Annotated in this window: 13 protein-coding genes and 2 pseudogenes; 8 read left to right on the forward strand and 7 right to left on the reverse strand. The window is 60.9% G+C overall.

The genetic code is table 11. The features are described from left to right. Window positions 1–145 precede the first annotated feature (145 nt). The gene (locus tag ACTJLA_RS02885; protein WP_314547644.1) at window positions 146–2,404 is read left to right on the forward strand and encodes a TonB-dependent siderophore receptor; all 2,259 of its coding nucleotides are present in this window, start codon (window positions 146–148) and stop codon (window positions 2,402–2,404) included. Window positions 2,405–2,483: 79 nt separating this feature from the next. Here the strand turns inward: ACTJLA_RS02885 and ACTJLA_RS02890 are convergent, their stop codons facing one another. The 3 genes from ACTJLA_RS02890 to ACTJLA_RS02900 all read right to left on the reverse strand — a co-directional run bounded on the left by ACTJLA_RS02890 (window position 2,484) and on the right by ACTJLA_RS02900 (window position 4,816). Beyond that, complete coding sequence (locus ACTJLA_RS02890; RefSeq protein WP_034126277.1) at window positions 2,484–2,738, reverse strand: hypothetical protein; 255 nt, start codon at window positions 2,736–2,738, stop codon at window positions 2,484–2,486. A 95-nt stretch (window positions 2,739–2,833) separates the two neighbouring features. After that, the gene (locus tag ACTJLA_RS02895; protein ID WP_034126276.1) at window positions 2,834–3,079 is read right to left on the reverse strand and encodes a hypothetical protein; all 246 of its coding nucleotides are present in this window, start codon (window positions 3,077–3,079) and stop codon (window positions 2,834–2,836) included. 153 nt (window positions 3,080–3,232) lie between these two features. Beyond that, complete coding sequence (locus ACTJLA_RS02900) at window positions 3,233–4,816, reverse strand: peptide chain release factor 3 (protein ID WP_034126275.1); 1,584 nt, start codon at window positions 4,814–4,816, stop codon at window positions 3,233–3,235. 331 nt (window positions 4,817–5,147) lie between these two features. Here ACTJLA_RS02900 and ACTJLA_RS02905 point away from each other — a divergent pair, with 331 nt between their 5' ends. The 5 genes from ACTJLA_RS02905 to ACTJLA_RS02925 all read left to right on the forward strand — a co-directional run bounded on the left by ACTJLA_RS02905 (window position 5,148) and on the right by ACTJLA_RS02925 (window position 10,209). Beyond that, window positions 5,148–5,864, forward strand: coding sequence for an ABC transporter permease (locus ACTJLA_RS02905; protein ID WP_003188475.1), 717 nt, complete (start codon window positions 5,148–5,150; stop codon window positions 5,862–5,864). Between the two features lie 20 nt (window positions 5,865–5,884). Beyond that, on the forward strand, window positions 5,885–6,778 hold the full coding sequence (locus ACTJLA_RS02910; RefSeq protein ID WP_054896906.1) for a glycine betaine ABC transporter substrate-binding protein: 894 nt from the start codon (window positions 5,885–5,887) through the stop codon (window positions 6,776–6,778). 12 nt (window positions 6,779–6,790) lie between these two features. Continuing rightward, the gene (locus tag ACTJLA_RS02915) at window positions 6,791–7,444 is read left to right on the forward strand and encodes an ABC transporter permease (protein ID WP_003188473.1); all 654 of its coding nucleotides are present in this window, start codon (window positions 6,791–6,793) and stop codon (window positions 7,442–7,444) included. Further along, a complete protein-coding gene (locus ACTJLA_RS02920) occupies window positions 7,441–8,598 on the forward strand; it encodes an osmoprotectant ABC transporter ATP-binding protein OsmV (RefSeq protein WP_034126272.1) in 1,158 nt (385 codons plus the stop codon). Before ACTJLA_RS02915 ends, ACTJLA_RS02920 begins: the two co-directional genes overlap by 4 nt. Before the next feature lie 447 nt (window positions 8,599–9,045). Next, window positions 9,046–10,209, forward strand: coding sequence for a type III PLP-dependent enzyme (locus ACTJLA_RS02925; protein WP_014716890.1), 1,164 nt, complete (start codon window positions 9,046–9,048; stop codon window positions 10,207–10,209). A 123-nt stretch (window positions 10,210–10,332) separates the two neighbouring features. Here the strand turns inward: ACTJLA_RS02925 and ACTJLA_RS02930 are convergent, their stop codons facing one another. Both ACTJLA_RS02930 and ACTJLA_RS02935 read right to left on the reverse strand, forming a co-directional pair. Further along, entirely contained in the window at window positions 10,333–11,076 is a 744-nt protein-coding gene (locus ACTJLA_RS02930) for a tetratricopeptide repeat protein (protein ID WP_314547641.1), read from the reverse strand. Window positions 11,077–11,078: 2 nt separating this feature from the next. Then, entirely contained in the window at window positions 11,079–11,759 is a 681-nt protein-coding gene (locus tag ACTJLA_RS02935) for a Fe2+-dependent dioxygenase (RefSeq protein WP_236452323.1), read from the reverse strand. Window positions 11,760–11,964: 205 nt separating this feature from the next. Between ACTJLA_RS02935 and ACTJLA_RS02940 the strand changes: the two genes are divergently transcribed. Together ACTJLA_RS02940 and ACTJLA_RS02945 are read left to right on the forward strand one after the other, a co-directional pair. Further along, window positions 11,965–14,250, forward strand: coding sequence for a TonB-dependent siderophore receptor (locus tag ACTJLA_RS02940; RefSeq protein WP_314547639.1), 2,286 nt, complete (start codon window positions 11,965–11,967; stop codon window positions 14,248–14,250). A 123-nt stretch (window positions 14,251–14,373) separates the two neighbouring features. Next, the gene (locus ACTJLA_RS02945; protein ID WP_314547637.1) at window positions 14,374–16,899 is read left to right on the forward strand and encodes a sulfite reductase flavoprotein subunit alpha; all 2,526 of its coding nucleotides are present in this window, start codon (window positions 14,374–14,376) and stop codon (window positions 16,897–16,899) included. A gap of 116 nt (window positions 16,900–17,015) precedes the next feature. On the opposite strand, the pseudogene ACTJLA_RS02950 reads toward ACTJLA_RS02945, so the two are convergent. Together ACTJLA_RS02950 and ACTJLA_RS02955 are read right to left on the reverse strand one after the other, a co-directional pair. Next, a pseudogene (locus ACTJLA_RS02950) lies at window positions 17,016–17,375 on the reverse strand (alkaline phosphatase D family protein); the annotation flags it as partial. Between the two features lie 115 nt (window positions 17,376–17,490). Further along, window positions 17,491–17,733 (reverse strand): annotated as a pseudogene (locus tag ACTJLA_RS02955) (alkaline phosphatase D family protein); the annotation flags it as partial.

The raw sequence follows: 17,733 nt of genomic DNA on the forward strand, positions 1-17,733 counted from the left end.
GAGCCTTAAGGAAAGTGTATAGATTGTAAATGCAATTTACTTCTGTTTGAGAATCAATACCATTACGGCGCATGGAGAGCGCTGGATGCACGAAAAAATTCAGACGACTCTCGTTCAATCGCCCCTCCTAAAGGACTTTGTGGACATGTCGTCTCAATTCAGGCTCAGCCATCTATCGTTGGCGTTTATCGCCACCCTTTCGTCCCCCGCGCTGCTGGCGCAGAGTGTGGAAAAAGAACGCGACAAGGTGCCGATCGAAGCGACAGACCTGCCTGTGGACGGCACGCCCCAAGCCCTGGTGCTGGGCGAGACGCACGTGCTGGGCACCGCCGCCGAAGAACTCAAGCAAGCGCCCGGCGTGTCGATCATCACTGCCGAAGACATCAAGAAGCGCCCGCCCGCCAACGACCTGTCGGAGATCATCCGTCGCGAGCCGGGCGTGAACCTGACCGGCAACAGTTCCAGCGGCAGCCGTGGCAATAACCGTCAGATCGACCTGCGGGGCATGGGCCCGGAAAACACCCTGATTCTGATCGATGGCAAACCGTCGACCTCGCGCAATGCCGTGCGTTATGGCTGGAGTGGCGACCGTGATACCCGTGGCGAAACCAACTGGGTACCGGCCGAAGAAGTCGAACGCATTGAAATCCTGCGCGGCCCGGCTGCTGCCCGTTATGGCTCCGGCGCCATGGGCGGGGTGATCAACATCATCACCAAACGCCCCACCGACCAACTGCACGGCTCGCTGACCGCCTACACCGCCTTCCCCGAAAACGATGCCGAAGGGGCGAGCAAGCGCACCAACTTCAACCTCAGCGGCCCGTTGACCGACACCCTGGCGTTCCGCGTCTATGGCGGCCTGAACAAGACCGATGCCGATGACGCCGACATCAACCGCGCAGCGCAAGCGACGCCGGACTCGTTGGTAGCCGGCCGCGAAGGTGTGCGCAACAAAGACGTGAATGGCTTGCTGAGCTGGCAGTTCACCCCCGAGCAAACCCTCGACCTGGAGGCCAGCTACAGCCGCCAGGGCAATATTTTCGCCGGTGACACCATGCTCAATGGCGGTGGCGCATTCGTGGAAAGCCTGGTGGGCAAGGAAACCAGTGTGATTCAGCGCAGCAGCTTTTCAGCCACGCACCGCGGCGAATTCGATTGGGGTTCGACCCTGGCCTCGTTGACCCACGACCTGACTCGCAACGAACGTCTAAACGAAGGCCTGGCCGGTTCCGGCGAAGGCGCGCCCTCCGCCAGCGCTGGTCGTTTCGAATCGCGCTTGCGTAATACCCGGGCCACTGCGCAGGTCAACCTGCCCCTGAGCGTCGGTGCCGAACAGGTGCTGACCCTGGGCAGCGAATACCTCTACGAGTCGATGAACGACTTAGGCTCGTTGCGCCCGCAAAGTTATGACCCGGGCACCGGCGGCGTACCCGCCATCCCGGGCGTCAGCCGCAACAGCACCAAGACCACCGCCTCGAGCTACGCCTTGTTTGCCGAGAACAACATCGAGTTGGGCAGCAAAACCGTCATCACGCCTGGCTTGCGCTTCGACGATCATGAGGAATACGGCGGCAACTGGAGCCCCAGCTTCAATGCCTCGCACCAGTTGACCGACGAACTGAGCATCAAGGGCGGCATTGCCCGCGCCTACAAAACCCCCAACCTGTACCAGTCCAACCCGAACTATTTGCTCTACAGCCGTGGTAATGGCTGCAACGCCAGCGAAGCCAACATGGGCGGTTGCTACCTGGTGGGCAACCGGGACCTGAAGCCGGAAATCAGTGTCAACAAGGAAATCGGCCTGGCTTTCGACAAGGGCACCTGGCGCACCAGTGCGACGTATTTCCGTAATGACTACAAGAACAAGATCAACGCCAGTAACGAGGCGGCGTTCCGTCTGGGCAACGGCCGACGTGTATTGGAGTGGGAAAACAGCGGCCCAGCCTTGGTACAGGGCGTTGAAGGCAACCTGTTCGTCAGCCTGCGCGATGATTTGGACTTGAACACCAACCTGACCTATATGATCGACTCCAAGGACAAAGACACCGGCGAGCCCTTGAGCATCATCCCCAAGTACACCATCAACACCACGCTGGACTGGCAAGCCACTGACAAGCTGTCATTCCAGGTCAGCGGCACCTATTACGGCAAACAAGAAGCACCGACGCTCAACTCACGCAGCGCCAGCCGTTACGATCGCAGCGCCCAGCAGGACGTCGACCCGTACGGGTTGATGGGCCTGAGCAGCGGCTATGAGTTCAGCAAAAACCTGAGCGTGCGGGTGGGCATCAACAACCTGCTGGACAAGCGCCTGTCGCGCAAAGGCAACGCCGAGGATGCGGGCGCGCAGACTTATAACGAGCCGGGCCGTGCTTACTTTGCGTCGGTGACCACTTCGTTCTGAAGAAAAGGGCGGCCAATAAAAATGCCTTGGGGGTCCCTTCCAAGGCATTGATTGTTTGAAACGCTCCCCCTTGGTGAGCCTACGTCTGGCTATCGCCTTCGTCTGCGTCGTCGCTGTCAGGCTCGTCGGTGGTCGAGTCGTCATCGTCTTCGCTGCCACCCTGGCCTTTATCGCCTGGCTCCGCTTCGGACTTGGCCAACTGCAAGTCCGAAATCTGGCTACTCGCCACCATCTCTGGGCCATGCACCGGGGCGTGCGCCCAGGCCGTCGACATCCCCAACCACAACAGCACCAGCACCTTCATCAATAGCACTACGCGTTGAACAATACCCATGGTCGATTCCGTCCAGTCAATAGATGAATTCTGCCGGCAATAACTTGCCGCCACCCGCGTTGACGCTAGTCGCGATTCTGGATTTACGCCAGGCTTCAGGTCTCGCCGTCGTCATAGGTATCGCTGGCTTCCCCTTCGTTATAGGGGTTCTCCTGATCCTCCTTGGGCGCCGGTTGGACCTGGGGCTGCCAACTGCCGGAGTTGACCTCGTTGGCCTTTTTTTTGCTGACCGGACCGGTGTCTTTCCATTGGGGCGTGCCGGTATCGGCAAAAGTCGGAAAGGTCGTCGCTCCCAGGCTTGCCAGCAACACCAAATGGATGGCGAATCGAACATTTCGCACGGTGCTCTCCTTCACAGTCACTGTGTGAAAGCTAGACCCAATGCAGGGTTATCGCCAATTTCCAACCTTATAGAGACCAGACCCAGGGTAGTTGAAGCCAATAAAAAGGGGCGAAGCCATCACAGCTTCGCCCCTCTTTCACCCGCCCAGGCCTTAGTGGTGTTCGCGGGTCGCGCGGAATTTCACATCCGGCCAACGCTCTTCCATCAGCGCCAGGTTGACCCGGGTCGGGGCCAGGTAGGTCAGGTGACCACCGCCGTCGATCGCCAGGTTTTCCACGGCCTTGTTGGAGAACTCTTCCAACTTCTTCTTATCGCTGCAATCAATCCAGCGCGCCGAATACACGGTGATCGGCTCGTAGGAGCACTCCACCTTGTATTCCTCTTTCAAGCGGCTGGCGACCACGTCGAACTGCAGCACACCCACCGCGCCGAGGATGATGTCGTTGCTGCGCTCGGGGAAGAACACCTGGGTGGCGCCCTCTTCGGCCAATTGCTGCAAGCCCTGGCGCAGTTGCTTGGATTTGAGCGGATCACGCAGGCGCACGCGGCGGAACAGTTCCGGGGCGAAGTGCGGGATACCGGTGAAGCCCAGCGCTTCGCCTTCGGTGAAGGTGTCGCCGATCTGGATGGTGCCGTGGTTATGCAAACCGATGATGTCGCCGGCGTAGGCTTCTTCGAGCTGTTCACGCTCGGAGGAGAAGAACGTCAGGGCATCGCCAATGCGTACGTCCTTGCCGGTGCGCACATGGCGCATCTTCATGCCTTTTTCGTAGCGGCCGGAGCAGATACGCATGAAGGCGATACGGTCGCGGTGCTTGGGGTCCATGTTCGCCTGGATCTTGAACACGAAGCCGGTGAACTTCTCTTCCACCGGCTCCACGGTGCGCTCGTTGGCGACGCGGGCCAGCGGGCGCGGCGCCCAGTCCACGACGGCGTCCAGTACGTGGTCGACGCCGAAGTTGCCCAGGGCGGTACCGAAGAACACCGGGGTCAACTGACCGTCGAGGAACTCTTGCTGGTTGAACTCGTGGCAGGCGCCCTGCACCAGTTCCAGCTGGTCGACGAAACGGTCGTACTCGTCACCCAAGTGGGCGCGGGCTTCGTCGGAGTCGAGCTTTTCAATGATCTTGGTTTCGGTGCGTTCATGACCGTGGCCAGCGGTGTAGACAATGATGTAGTCGTCGGCCAGGTGGTACACGCCCTTGAAGTCGCGGTAGCAACCAATCGGCCAAGTGATCGGCGCGGCCTTGATCTTCAGGACGGCTTCGATTTCATCCAGCAGCTCGATGGGGTCGCGGATATCGCGGTCGAGTTTGTTGATGAAACTGACAATCGGCGTGTCACGCAGACGGCACACGTCCATCAGCGCGATGGTACGTGGCTCGACGCCTTTACCGCCGTCGAGGACCATCAGCGCCGAGTCCACCGCGGTGAGGGTGCGGTAGGTGTCTTCGGAGAAGTCTTCGTGCCCTGGGGTGTCGAGCAGGTTGATCATGTGCTCGCGATAGGGGAACTGCATGACCGACGTGGTAATGGAAATACCGCGTTGCTTTTCCATTTCCATCCAGTCGGAGGTGGCATGGCGGTCGGATTTGCGCGATTTCACCGTGCCGGCTACCGCGATCGCCTTGCCCATCAGCAACAGCTTTTCGGTGATGGTGGTTTTACCGGCATCGGGGTGGGAAATAATGGCGAAAGTGCGGCGTTTCGCGACTTCGGCGGCCTGGTGGGTCATGGGAAATCGCCTGGCAGGTGAGTCAAAAAAGGGCGGCGAGTATAGCGCAAACGCGAGGGTACGGACCACCGTTGAGCCCATTGGGGGTGGCTAAATGCGCCCAAGTGTGGAACCTTTTAAAAGGTCGAGACGTCCACTCCCCTGCTACCGCACTCGGAACAGGGGCTGAAAAATCAGCAAGTTAGCCTGACGAGGCTGCGCTTATGGCTCGATCGCATACTGCATTGCCAGTATCGGCGAGCTGCTTTTCGCGAACTCATCAGAGGCAGCCAGGAATGGCATTGCCGCTCGGAAATGTGTTCGCCGACAAAAGAAAAAAAGGAGTCCGCCTGTGGCTATTCGCTATGGCAAAGGGCTGATAGGAGCAGTGGTTGTCGTCGCTCTCCTGGCCCTGCTGGTCCACTGGATCGGCATCAACACGATCGAACTGTACCGCGACGATTTGTTGTTTTACCTGCAAGCTCATCTGATTCTGGTTTTAGTCTCCATGCTGGCGGCCCTGATTGTGGGCATCCCCGCCGGTATCCTGCTCAGCCGACCCAACATGGTCGGACGCGCAGAACGTTTCATGCAGATCTTCAACATCGGCAACACCGTCCCTCCCCTGGCCGTACTGGCCATCGCCCTCGGCGTCCTCGGCATCGGCAGCGGCCCGGCCATCTTCGCGCTGTTCCTCGCCTCGCTCCTGCCCATCGTGCGTAACACCTACGAAGGCCTGAAAAACGTTCAGGGCTCCCTCAAGGAAGCCGCCACCGGCATCGGCATGACCCCGCGCCAGGTGCTGTTTCGCGTGGAGCTGCCCAACGCCGTGCCGATCATCATCGGCGGTGTGCGCGTGGCCCTGGCGATCAACGTCGGTACCGCACCGCTGGCGTTCCTGATTGGCGCCAACAGCCTGGGCAGCCTGATTTTCCCTGGCATCGCCCTGAACAACCAGCCGCAACTGTTGCTCGGCGCCGCGTGTACCGCGCTGCTGGCATTGCTGCTTGATGGCCTGGTGACCATGGCCAGCCGCCTCTGGCTGGAACGCGGGTTGCGCCCGTCTTAAGGCCAGGTAAAGGAATTCACATGAAAAAACTGAGCTTGATATTAGGCTGCGTCCTGCTGTTTGCAGGTATTGCGCAAGCCGCTGAAAAACCTGTGATCCGCATTGGCGCCAGGGTGTTCACCGAGCAGACCCTGCTCGCCGAAATCACCTCCCAGTACCTGCGCACCAAGGGCTACGACGCCCGTGTGACCGGCGGACTGGGCAGCAACCTGGCGCGTAGCGCCCAGGAAAGCGGGCAACTGGACCTGATCTGGGAATACACCGGCGTGTCGCTGGTGGCCTACAACCATATCGACGAGAAACTCGACAGCGAACAGTCCTACGCTCGGGTCAAAGAACTCGATGCGAAAAAAGGCTTGGTCTGGCTGTCGCCGTCGCGTTTCAGCAACACCTACGCACTGGCGCTGCCGGAGAAAGTTGCCGAGGAACATCCCGAGATCAACAGCATCAGCGATCTCACCAAAGCCATGGCCGAAGACACCAAAGAGCACCGCCTGGTCGCACTGGACACCGAGTTCGCCAACCGCTCCGACGGCCTGGCGGGCATGGTCAAGCTGTACGACATGAACCTGACGCGCAACAACACCCGGCAGATGGACGCAGGCCTGGTCTACACCGCGCTGCGTAACGGCCAGGTGTTCGCTGGTCTGGTCTACACCACCGACGGGCGCCTCAACGCCTTTAAGTTGAAGCTGCTCGAAGACGACAAGCACTACTTCCCTGACTACACCGCAGCCCCGGTGATCCGCCAGGAATACCTCGACAAACACCCGCAGCTGGCCGCCGAACTCAAGCCTTTGGCCAACCTGTTCGACGATGAAACCATGCGTCAGCTCAATGCACGGGTCGACGTCGACCATGAAAGCCCGTCCGCCGTTGCCGCCGATTTCCTGCGCCAACATCCAATCAACTAAAAAGGAGAAGACATGGAATTTTTGAACGCCTTTTCCCATCTTGATTGGGCCCAGGTCCTGCACCTGACCTGGCAGCACATTACCCTGGTCGGCATCGCCGTGATCCTCGCGATCTTCATCGGCGTGCCCTTGGGCATTCTGATGACGCGCTTCCCGACCCTGGCCGGCCCGTTGCAAGCCAGCGCCACAGTGTTGCTGACCGTGCCATCCATCGCGCTGTTCGGCCTGCTGCTGCCGTTCTACTCCAAGTTCGGCCAGGGCCTGGGGCCAATGCCGGCGATCACCGCCGTGTTCCTTTACTCCCTGCTGCCAATCATGCGTAACACCTACCTGGCCCTCACCGGCGTTGAGCCAGGCATTCGCGAAGCCGCACGCGGCATCGGCATGACCTTCGGCCAGCGCCTGCGCATGGTCGAACTGCCGATTGCGGTGCCGGTGATTCTCGCTGGCGTGCGTACCGCCGTGGTGATGAATATCGGTGTGATGACCATCGCCGCCACCATCGGTGCCGGTGGCCTGGGTGTACTTATTCTGGCTTCCATCAGCCGCAGCGATATGTCGATGCTGATCGTCGGCGCCGTGCTGGTCAGTCTCCTGGCCATCTTCGCCGACCTGCTTCTGCAATGGCTGCAACGCTCGCTGACTCCAAAAGGATTGCTCAAATGATCGAACTTCAAAACCTGTCCAAGACTTTTCAAAGCAACGGCAAGACGGTCACCGCCGTCAACGATGTGAGCCTGACCGTCAACGAAGGCGAGATTTGCGTGTTCCTGGGGCCCTCGGGCTGCGGTAAGAGCACTACGCTGAAAATGATCAACCGACTGATCAAGCCCTCCTCGGGCAAGATTTTGATCAACGGCGAAGACACCACCGACCTCGACGAGGTGACCCTGCGTCGCAACATCGGCTACGTGATCCAGCAGATCGGCCTGTTCCCCAACATGACCATCGAAGAGAACATCGTGGTGGTGCCCAAGCTGCTCGGGTGGGACAAGCAGAAATGCCACGACCGCGCCCGCGAGTTGATGAGCATGATCAAGCTGGAGCCCAAGCAGTACCTGCATCGCTATCCGCGTGAACTGTCCGGTGGCCAGCAACAGCGCATCGGTGTGATCCGCGCCCTGGCGGCGGATGCGCCGCTGCTACTGATGGACGAGCCGTTCGGCGCGGTCGACCCGATCAACCGCGAGATGATCCAGAACGAATTCTTCGAGATGCAGCGCGCGCTGAACAAGACCGTGATCATGGTCAGCCACGACATCGACGAAGCCATCAAGCTGGGTGACAAGATCGCCATCTTCCGCGCCGGCAAGCTGCTGCAGATCGACCACCCGGACACGCTGCTGGCGCACCCGGCCGACGAGTTCGTCAGCAATTTCGTGGGCCAGGACAGCACCCTCAAGCGCCTGCTGCTGGTAAAAGCCGAAGACGCGGCGGACAACGCCCCGTCGGTGAGCCCGGAAACACCCGTGGCCGATGCGCTGGAATTGATGGACGAGCACGACCGCCGCTATGTGGTGGTCACCTGTTCGGAGAACAAGGCGCTGGGCTACGTACGCCGTCGCGACCTGCACCGCCAGGCCGGCACCTGCGGCCAGTACCTGCGCGAGTTCAACGCCACGGCAGCGTATGACGAGCATTTGCGCATCCTGCTGTCGCGCATGTACGAGTTCAACCGTTCGTGGTTGCCGGTGATGGATGCGGAGAGGGTGTTCCTCGGGGAAGTGACCCAGGAGTCGATTGCCGAGTACCTGAGCTCTGGCAAATCGCGTGGGGGCAAGACCAGTATCGTGTCTCCAGCCGAGACCGCGCTGGTCTGATCCGCCGCTATCGCAGGCAAGCCAGCTCCCACATTTGAACTGCATTCTTATGTTGGAATGCATTCCCCTGTGGGAGCTGGCTTGCCTGCGATGAATACACCGCAAATCCATCTGATTGGCCCCATCCGGGGAACATCAATCCGTCACACCGGTCGGTTACATAAGTAGCTGCACGCGGCCGCGCGACGAACGCGTGCAAAAACGCGACATTTTTAGTTGATCCCACGCCCGCCAAGCCCTAAAGTTCGCGCCGAACGTCCATGCTGGAAACGATCCATCCGGCTCAAGTACTGACGACGAGACAGCAAGGCCAAGGGAAGCGGTTGATCCCATGGCCTTTTTGCTTTCGGCGACATGCCTTGGGAAGTAGGCGAACCAAAGTGGGGATACGGAGGACGTTCATTTGCACCCATTGATTACTACTGTTTGCCCCTAGGAGTCCCCAGCATGTCGATCAACGTCGAAGATTATTTCGCGCGCGCCACTTTTGACAAAATGAAGGCGTTCGCCGACAAGCAAGAAACCCCGTTCGTGGTGATCGACACCGCGATGATCAGCCAGGCCTACGATGACCTGCGCGCCGGTTTCGAATTCGCCAAGGTGTATTACGCGGTCAAGGCCAACCCGGCCGTCGAGATCATCGACCTGTTGAAAGACAAGGGTTCGAGCTTCGACATCGCTTCGATCTACGAGCTGGACAAGGTCATGGACCGTGGCGTCAGCGCCGACCGTATCAGCTACGGCAACACCATCAAGAAATCCAAGGACATCCGCTACTTCTATGAGAAGGGCGTGCGCCTGTTCTCTACCGACTCCGAAGCCGACCTGCGCAACATCGCCAAGGCCGCGCCGGGTTCGAAAGTGTATGTGCGTATCCTCACCGAAGGCTCGACCACTGCTGACTGGCCGTTGTCGCGCAAATTCGGCTGCCAGACCGACATGGCCATGGACCTGCTCATCCTCGCCCGCGACCTGGGCCTGGTGCCTTACGGCATCTCGTTCCACGTCGGCTCGCAACAGCGCGACATCAGCGTGTGGGACGCGGCCATCGCCAAGGTCAAGGTGATCTTCGAACGCCTCAAAGAAGAAGACGGCATCCACCTGAAGCTGATCAACATGGGCGGCGGCTTCCCGGCCAACTACATCACCCGCACCAACAGCCTGGAAACCTACGCTGAAGAAATCATCCGCTTCCTCAAGGAAGACTTCGGGGACGACCTGCCGGAAATCATCCTGGAACCAGGCCGTTCGTTGATCGCCAACGCCGGTATCCTGGTCAGCGAAGTGGTGCTGGTGGCGCGCAAGTCCCGTACCGCCGTCGAGCGCTGGGTGTACACGGATGTGGGCAAGTTCTCCGGCCTGATCGAAACCATGGACGAAGCCATCAAGTTCCCGATCTGGACCGAGAAGAAAGGCGAGATGGAAGAAGTGGTCATCGCCGGCCCGACCTGCGACAGCGCCGACATCATGTACGAAAACTACAAGTACGGCCTGCCATTGAACCTGGCCATTGGTGATCGTCTGTACTGGTTGTCGACCGGTGCCTACACCACCAGCTACAGCGCGGTTGAGTTCAATGGGTTTCCGCCGCTGAAATCCTTCTACGTTTAACCCCTCCCCCGCTCGTTCCCACGCTCCGCGGGGGAACGCCTCCTGTGACGCTCTGCGTTACGCGCTCAAGTGCGGACGCGGAGCGTCCAGGGCGGCATTCCCACGCGGAGCGTGGGGGTACGATCAGCTCGTAGCTCGTTGCCGGTACAACTTGGCCATGGCGCGAATTCGCGGGTCATCCGCCCGTGCCAGCGCCTTGTGTGCCGTTTGCAGAAACTTGAGATTCCCGCCTGCCAGCGCCTTGCGCAACCATTCCAGCGCCGCGTCGATCTGGCCGCTGTCGGCCAGCACCGCCGCATGGCTGAACTGCCCACGAAAATCACCTGCCTCGGCTGAGCGGCGGTACCACTCAACGGCCGCCTCAACATCCTTGGGGCAATGCTGCCCGTCTTCCAGGTAACGCCCGAGCAGGTTCATCGACTTGGCATGGCCCTGTTCGGCAGCCTGGCGATACAGCGCCAGTGCTTGCGCCTGGTCTTCAACAACGCCACGGCCGGTAGCCAAGAGGTTGGCGTAGTTGTACTGCCCCCAATCCAACCCGGCGTGTGCCGCCAGGCGATATTCCCGTGCTGCGGCGGCTTCATCGACAGCGCAGCCCCAGCCATGCTCCCGGCAACGCCCGATCATATTGCGCGCCATCAGGTGCCCGCCCTGCGCGGCAATCTGGAACCAGCGCAGCGCCAGGGCCTCATCGCGGGCAATGCCGCGCCCTTCCAGCAGGATTTGACCGAGCAGGGCCTGGGCCTCGACCACACCTGCCTTGGCGGCGATCAGGATGGCCTGGGCGGCGCGCACCGGGGAGTCATCGAGCATGCTCTGCAATTGTTCGACATTGAGCACTTCTTCGCGGCGCAATAAAAAACCCATGCTCAGACCTCGACCCAGCGGCGCAACAGGTTGTGGTAGGTGCCGGTGAGCTGGATCAGCGCAGGGTGGTCGGGGACGTCGCGGGTCAGTTGCTGGATCGCGCCGTCCATCTCGAACAGCAGGGTGCGCTGGCTGTCTTCGCGCACCAGGCTTTGGGTCCAGAAGAACGAGGCATAACGCGCGCCACGGGTCACCGCGTTGACTTTGTGCAGGCTGGAGCCGGGGTACAGCACCATGTCGCCGGCGGGTAGCTTGACCCGCTGCAGGCCGAACGTATCCTGAATCTCCAGTTCCCCACCGTCATAGTCGTCGGGGTCGCTGAAGAACAGCGTGGACGACAGGTCGGTGCGCACGCGCTCGTGGCTGCCTTTGGGCTGGCGCACCGCATTGTCGATATGAAAGTCAAAACTGCCGCCAGCGGTGTAGCAGTTGAGCAGTGGCGGGAAGACTTTATGCGGCAGCGCGGCCGACATGAACAGCGGGTTGCTCCACAACCGCTCCAGCATGGCTGCGCCAATTTCCTTGGCCAACGGGTGACCTTCAGGCAATTGCAGGTTGTGCTTGGCCTTGGCCGACTGGTGACCGGCGGTGATTTTGCCGTCAGCCCATTCGGTCTCTTCCAGGGCCTGGCGAATGCGCAGCACCTCCTCGCGAGAGAACAGGCCGGGAACGTGCAGCAACATGGGGCAATACCTGCGATCAGAGAGGTGTCAATGGTATTGATTCTTATCCTCTCTGTAAAATACAGGGACGAACGAGAGCGCAAAATCCGTAACAAAAAAGTGTAAAGAATGTAAATTTGATGCGAATAGCAATATCTCGCAATTGATACAAAGTCTTGTTGGCCCTATATTCCGCGGCCTCACATCCTTGGGGAAGGGACACGTCATGTCGCGCACTATTCTAAAAATACCGGCCAGTTCGCCACGCATGCTGGCCTCCGCCATTGGCGTTGCCCTGAGTGCCGGCTCCGCCGCCCACCTGGCACAGGCCGCTGAAAATACCGAGCCAACAGGCGAGCGCAACCCTATCTCCCTCGGCGCCACCAACATCACCGGCCAGGAGCAGGACAACACCTCCTACCAGGTGGAGAAAGCCTCGTCGCAGAAGTACACCGCGCCGCTGGTGGACACGCCGCGCTCGGTCACTGTGGTGCCGCAACAAGTACTCAAGGACACCGCCGCCACCTCGCTGCAGGACGCCTTGCGCACCGTACCGGGTATCACCTTCGGCGCCGGTGAAGGTGGCAACCCTCAGGGCGACCGCCCGTTCATCCGTGGTTTCGACGCCCAGGGCGATACCTACCTCGATGGCGTACGCGATACCGGTGGCCAGAGCCGCGAGATCTTCGACATCGAGTCCATCGAAGTCAGCAAAGGCCCGAACTCTTCGTTCGGCGGCCGTGGCTCAGCCGGTGGCAGCCTCAACCTGGTGAGCAAGACCCCGCAAGCGCGGGACTTCACCAACGGCGGCTTTACCTACGGCTCCGACCAGACCCGCCGCTACGTGCTCGACGTGAACCGCCAGTTCCTGGACGACAGCGCGGCATTCCGCCTGAACCTGATGAGCCATGAACAAAACGTGGCCGGCCGCGACGCGGTGAATTACGACCGTTGGGGCGTTGCGCCGTCGCTGACTTTTGGCTTGGGCACACCGACCCGTGTCAACCTCAGCTACTACCATATGGAAAGTGATGACCTGCCGGATTCGGGGATTCCCTACGGCTACGGTTCGTCGACCGCCACAGCCCACGTGCATGACAAACCCAACGACGGCGGCGACAGCAACAACTTCTACGGTTTGAAAAGCCGTGACTTCCGCAAGACCCGTGCGGACATCAGCACGTTCTCCATCGAACACGACTTGAACGACAACATGACGCTCAAGAACACCCTGCGCCACGGCAGCACCGGCCAGGACTATGTGCTCACTCAGCCGGATGACAGCAAGTTCAACGTCAACCGCTACGGCACTGTCTGGCGTCGCGCCAACAGCCGTGTCTCCACCACGACCACAACCACCAACCAGACCGATCTGTTTGGCAGCTTTCAGGCCTTGGGCTTCAAGCACACTTACTCCACCGGCCTGGAATTTACCGGCGAAGAAACCCGTGTCAGCGGCTACACCGTCAGCCCTAACGCAAACCCGGTGTGCACAACGGCCAAGGGCAGCCTGGGCGGCCAGTGCACCTCACTGAGCAACCCGAACCCCGACGACGCCTGGAACGGCAGCATCGCGCGCAACTACAACGGTACCAACACCAAGGCCACCAGCCGCGCCGCGTACGTGTTCGACACCATCGAGCTCGATCCTAAATGGCTGCTGAACGTGGGGTTGCGCTACGACACCTTTGACACCGAAGCCAACACCAACGCCGTCGCCGGGCGCACCAAGATCAAGGACGACAGCCAGTTCTTCAACTGGCAGGCCGGCCTGGTGTGGAAGCCGGTGGAAAACGGCAGCATCTATGCCTCGTACGCCACATCGGCCACGCCAGCCGGTGGCCTGGTAGGCGAAGGATCCGACGGCAACCCGCTGTCTGCCGGTGCCGCCACCAGCGACTTGCAGCCAGAAGAAACCGTCAACTACGAACTGGGCACCAAGTGGGACCTGTTCCACGACCGCCTGTCCCTGACCGCTGCAATCTTCCGCACCGAGAAGAAAAACACCCGCATCCTGGTGGATGCGCTCACCTACCAGAACGCCGGTGAATCTCAGGTCGACGGCATCGAGTTGTCCGCCAGCGGCAAAATCACCGATCAATGGCAGGTGTTTGCAGGATACAGCTATCTGGACAGCGAACTGGTCAAATCCGGCCTCAACGGGCGTAACGGCGTAGTCAGTGCCGGCTCCAACAAAGGCAACCAAATGCCCAACACGCCGAAGAACTCCTTCAGCCTGTGGACCACCTACGACATCACGCCCAAGCTGACCGTCGGCGGCGGCGCCTTCTACGTCGATGAGGTTTACGGTGATGTCGGCAACACGGTGTATGTACCCTCCTACACCCGCTATGACGCCATGGCCAGCTACAAGCTGACCAAGAACGTCGACCTGCAACTGAACGTGCAGAACCTGACCGACAAGACCTACTACGACAAGGCCTTCTCCACGCATTTCGCCAACCAGGCGGCCGGTCGTACGGCATTGTTGACCACCAGCTTCCACTTCTAAAAGCGGTCAAGGTTCAGCCAGGAGCCCCACACATCGGATGCGTGGGGCTTTTGCGTGTTTCCCGGCAACTCACGGCATAATGCGCGCCGTGATCAGATATCCAGCTAAGCGAGGCGCTCCGACGTGTTGAAGAAAACCCTGTTCCAGTTGCATTGGTTCTTCGGCATCACGGCCGGGCTGGTGCTGGCCTTGATGGGGGTCACCGGGGCCGCGTACTCGTTCCAGGACGAGATCCTGCGGGCGCTCAACCCCACCGTGTTGAGCGTGCAGAAACGCGAGGCCGGTGTACTGCCGCCCGCCGAGCTGGTACGCAAATTGGAAGCGGCCGAAGGCAAGACCGTGGCCATGCTGTGGGTAGAAAGCGAGAGCGGCAACGCCGGCCGCGTGTCCTTCACCCCGCCGCCTGGCGAGCGCCGTGGCCAGATGCGCTACTTTGACCCGTACACCGGCGACTACATGGGCGACGCGGTCGGCCAGGACCTGTTCGGTTTTATCCTGCAACTGCACCGCTTCCTCGCCATCGGCGACACCGGGCGCAACATCACCGGCGCCTGCACCCTGATCCTGCTGTTCTTTTGCCTCTCCGGCCTGTACCTGCGCTGGCCGCGCCAGGTGAAAAGCTGGCGTGTCTGGCTGACCCTGGACTGGCGCAAAAAGGGCCGCAGCTTCAATTGGGACCTGCACTCGGTATTCGGCACCTGGTGCCTGCTGTTTTATCTGTTGGCAGCGCTGACCGGGCTGTATTGGTCGTACGACTGGTACAACCGTGGCGTGACCAAACTGCTGTCCGACGCGCCGCAGAACGAGCGCATGCGCAAGCGCGGCCCAGCCCCCGCAGGCCCGGCTCCGGTGGCCAACTACGACGCGATCTGGAGCAGCATCTACAGCAACGCCGGCCCCGACTTGAGCGCCTACAACATTCGGATGCCCGCGGTCGCCGGGCAACCGGCCATCGTGTATTACCTGCTCACTTCATCGCCCCATGACCGTGCGCTGAACCAGATCAACCTGGACCCGGCCACAGGCGAGGTCAAATCTCACGAGCGCTACGCCAGCAAAAGCCTCAAGGCGCAGTTGCTGACGAGCGTGTATGCGCTGCACACCGGCAGCTATTTCGGCCTGGTCGGGCGCATCGTCCTCACCGTCAGCTCACTGCTTATGCCGCTGTTTTTCATCACGGGCTGGCTGCTGTACCTGGACCGACGCCGCAAAAAGCGCCAGGTCCGCGATGCCCGCAAAGGCCTGACAGATAACCACAGCGATGCCCCGGCCTGGCTGATCGGCTTCGCCAGCCAGAGCGGCTTTGCCGAACAACTGGCCTGGCAAACGGCCGGGCAACTGCAGGCTGCGGGCCTGGCGGTGAAGGTGCAGCCCCTGGGCAGTGTCAGCCGCGACGACCTCAGCCAATCGCAGAACGCGCTGTTCGTGGTCAGTACTTTTGGCGACGGCGAAGCGCCCGACAGCGCCCGAGGTTTCGAGCGTAGCGTGCTCGGCCAGGCGCTATCCCTCAAAGGCTTGAACTACTCGGTGCTGGCCCTGGGTGACCGGCAGTACGAACATTTTTGCGGCTTTGCCCGGCGCCTGCATTTCTGGCTGACCAACCAGGGCGGCACCCCGCTGTTTGCCCCGGTGGAAGTCGACAGCGGCGATACACTGGCGCTGCAGACCTGGCAACAGCAACTGGGCCAGCTCACCGGGCATGCGCCGGCAGCGGCCTGGCCGACGGCCCAGTACGAAAACTGGACCCTGAGCCAACGCACCCTGCTCAACCCCGACAGTGTCGGCTCGCCCGTCTACCTGCTGGGCCTCACATCCACGTCTGCGCACAGCTGGCTGGCCGGCGACCTGGTGGAAGTCCTGCCGCGCAATTGCCCCTGGGCCATCGAACACTTCCTGGCCGGCCTGGGCTTGGTCGGCAGCGACGGTGTGGTGATCGACGGCGTCGCCCACACCCTTGATCAGGCCCTGGCCACGCGCCAACTGCCGGAAAACCGCACGCACCTGGTCGGCCTGCACGCCCAGGCATTGGTGGATGCGCTGGTCCCCCTGGGCATGCGCGAATACTCCATCGCCTCGATTGCCAGCGACGGCGTGCTGGAGCTGATTGTGCGCCAGGAACGCCACCCCGACGGCAGCCTGGGGCTTGGCTCCGGCTGGCTGACTGAACACGCCGCCCTCGGCTCGGCCATCAGCCTGCGTCTGCGGCGCAACAGCGGCTTCCATTTGCCCGACGCGCCTGTGCCGCTGATTCTGCTGGGCAACGGCACCGGGCTTGCGGGCCTGCGCAGCTTGCTCAAAGCACGCATTGCCGACGGCCAGCAGCGAAACTGGCTGCTGTTCGGCGAGCGCAATATCGCCCACGACTACCTGTGCCAGGACGAACTGCAAGGCTGGCTCGCCAGTGGAGACCTGGCCCTGCTGGACCTGGCATTTTCCCGCGATCAAGAGGAGAAGATCTACGTACAGGATCGCCTGCGCGAGTCAGCGGATGTGCTGCGCAAATGGCTCGCGGACGGCGCAGCGATTTATGTGTGTGGCAGCTTGCAGGGGATGGCGACGGGGGTGGATCAGGCACTGAAAGACATCTTGGGCAATGAGGCGCTGGAGCGCCTGATCGAACAGGGTCGCTATCGCAGGGATGTCTATTGATATTTGATCGTTCCCACTCTCCGCGTAGGAATGCCGCCCTGGACGCTCCGCGTCCGCTCTTGACGGCGTGACGCGGAGCGTCACAGGATGCGTTCCCACGCAGAGCGTGGGAACGATCAGGCCGGTTGCAGCTTTTGCTCGAACACCGAGACTCCATCGAGATCGCGCAGCATCACCGTCAACTCCGCCGTCTGCCCATCAATCTGTACTTCACCAAAAAACTGAAAGCCCGCAAACGGCGAGGTGTTCTGTGCCGGTGGCGCCTTCTGGAATACCACGTGCGGGCCAAAGGTTTTATCCAGTGGGTTGGGCCCGAAACTCCCGGCATTCAACGGCCCCGCCACAAACTCCCAGAACGGCTCGAAATCCTGGAACGCCGCGCGGTCAGGGTGATAGTGATGCGCCGCACAGTAATGCACATCGGCCGTCAGCCACAGGTGGTTGCGCACCTTGTGCTCATGCAGGAACCCTAGCAGTTATTTGATCGTTCCCACGCTCCGCGTGGGAATGCCGCCCTGGACGCTCCGCGTCCGCTCTTGACGGCGTGACGCGGAGCGTCACAGGATGCGTTCCCACACAGCGTGGGAACGATCAGGCCGGTTGCAGCTTTTGCTCGAACACCGAGATTCCATCGAGATCGCGCAGCGTCACCGTCAACTCCGCCGTCTGCCCATCAATCTGCACTTCACCAAAAAACTGAAAACCCGCAAACGGCGAGGTGTTCTGTGCCGGTGGCGCCTTTTGGAATACCACCTGCGGGCCAAAGGTTTTATCCAGTGGGTTGGGCCCGAAACTCCCGGCATTCAACGGCCCCGCCACAAACTCCCAGAACGG

The sequence above is a fragment of the Pseudomonas sp. 22072 genome (assembly GCF_052046095.1).
Lineage (GTDB): Bacteria > Pseudomonadota > Gammaproteobacteria > Pseudomonadales > Pseudomonadaceae > Aquipseudomonas > Aquipseudomonas paracarnis.

Excerpts from the sequence above, each read along its gene's own strand:
- ACTJLA_RS02885 (WP_314547644.1), top strand. The coding sequence starts at position 146 with ATGTCGTCTCAATTCAGGCTCAGCCATCTATCGTTGGCGTTTATCGCC.
- ACTJLA_RS02890 (WP_034126277.1), bottom strand. The coding sequence starts at position 2,738 with ATGGGTATTGTTCAACGCGTAGTGCTATTGATGAAGGTGCTGGTGCTG.
- ACTJLA_RS02900 (WP_034126275.1), bottom strand. The coding sequence starts at position 4,816 with ATGACCCACCAGGCCGCCGAAGTCGCGAAACGCCGCACTTTCGCCATT.
- ACTJLA_RS02910 (WP_054896906.1), top strand. The coding sequence starts at position 5,885 with ATGAAAAAACTGAGCTTGATATTAGGCTGCGTCCTGCTGTTTGCAGGT.
- ACTJLA_RS02915 (WP_003188473.1), top strand. The coding sequence starts at position 6,791 with ATGGAATTTTTGAACGCCTTTTCCCATCTTGATTGGGCCCAGGTCCTG.
- ACTJLA_RS02920 (WP_034126272.1), top strand. The coding sequence starts at position 7,441 with ATGATCGAACTTCAAAACCTGTCCAAGACTTTTCAAAGCAACGGCAAG.
- ACTJLA_RS02925 (WP_014716890.1), top strand. The coding sequence starts at position 9,046 with ATGTCGATCAACGTCGAAGATTATTTCGCGCGCGCCACTTTTGACAAA.
- ACTJLA_RS02930 (WP_314547641.1), bottom strand. The coding sequence starts at position 11,076 with ATGGGTTTTTTATTGCGCCGCGAAGAAGTGCTCAATGTCGAACAATTG.
- ACTJLA_RS02935 (WP_236452323.1), bottom strand. The coding sequence starts at position 11,759 with ATGTTGCTGCACGTTCCCGGCCTGTTCTCTCGCGAGGAGGTGCTGCGC.
- ACTJLA_RS02940 (WP_314547639.1), top strand. The coding sequence starts at position 11,965 with ATGTCGCGCACTATTCTAAAAATACCGGCCAGTTCGCCACGCATGCTG.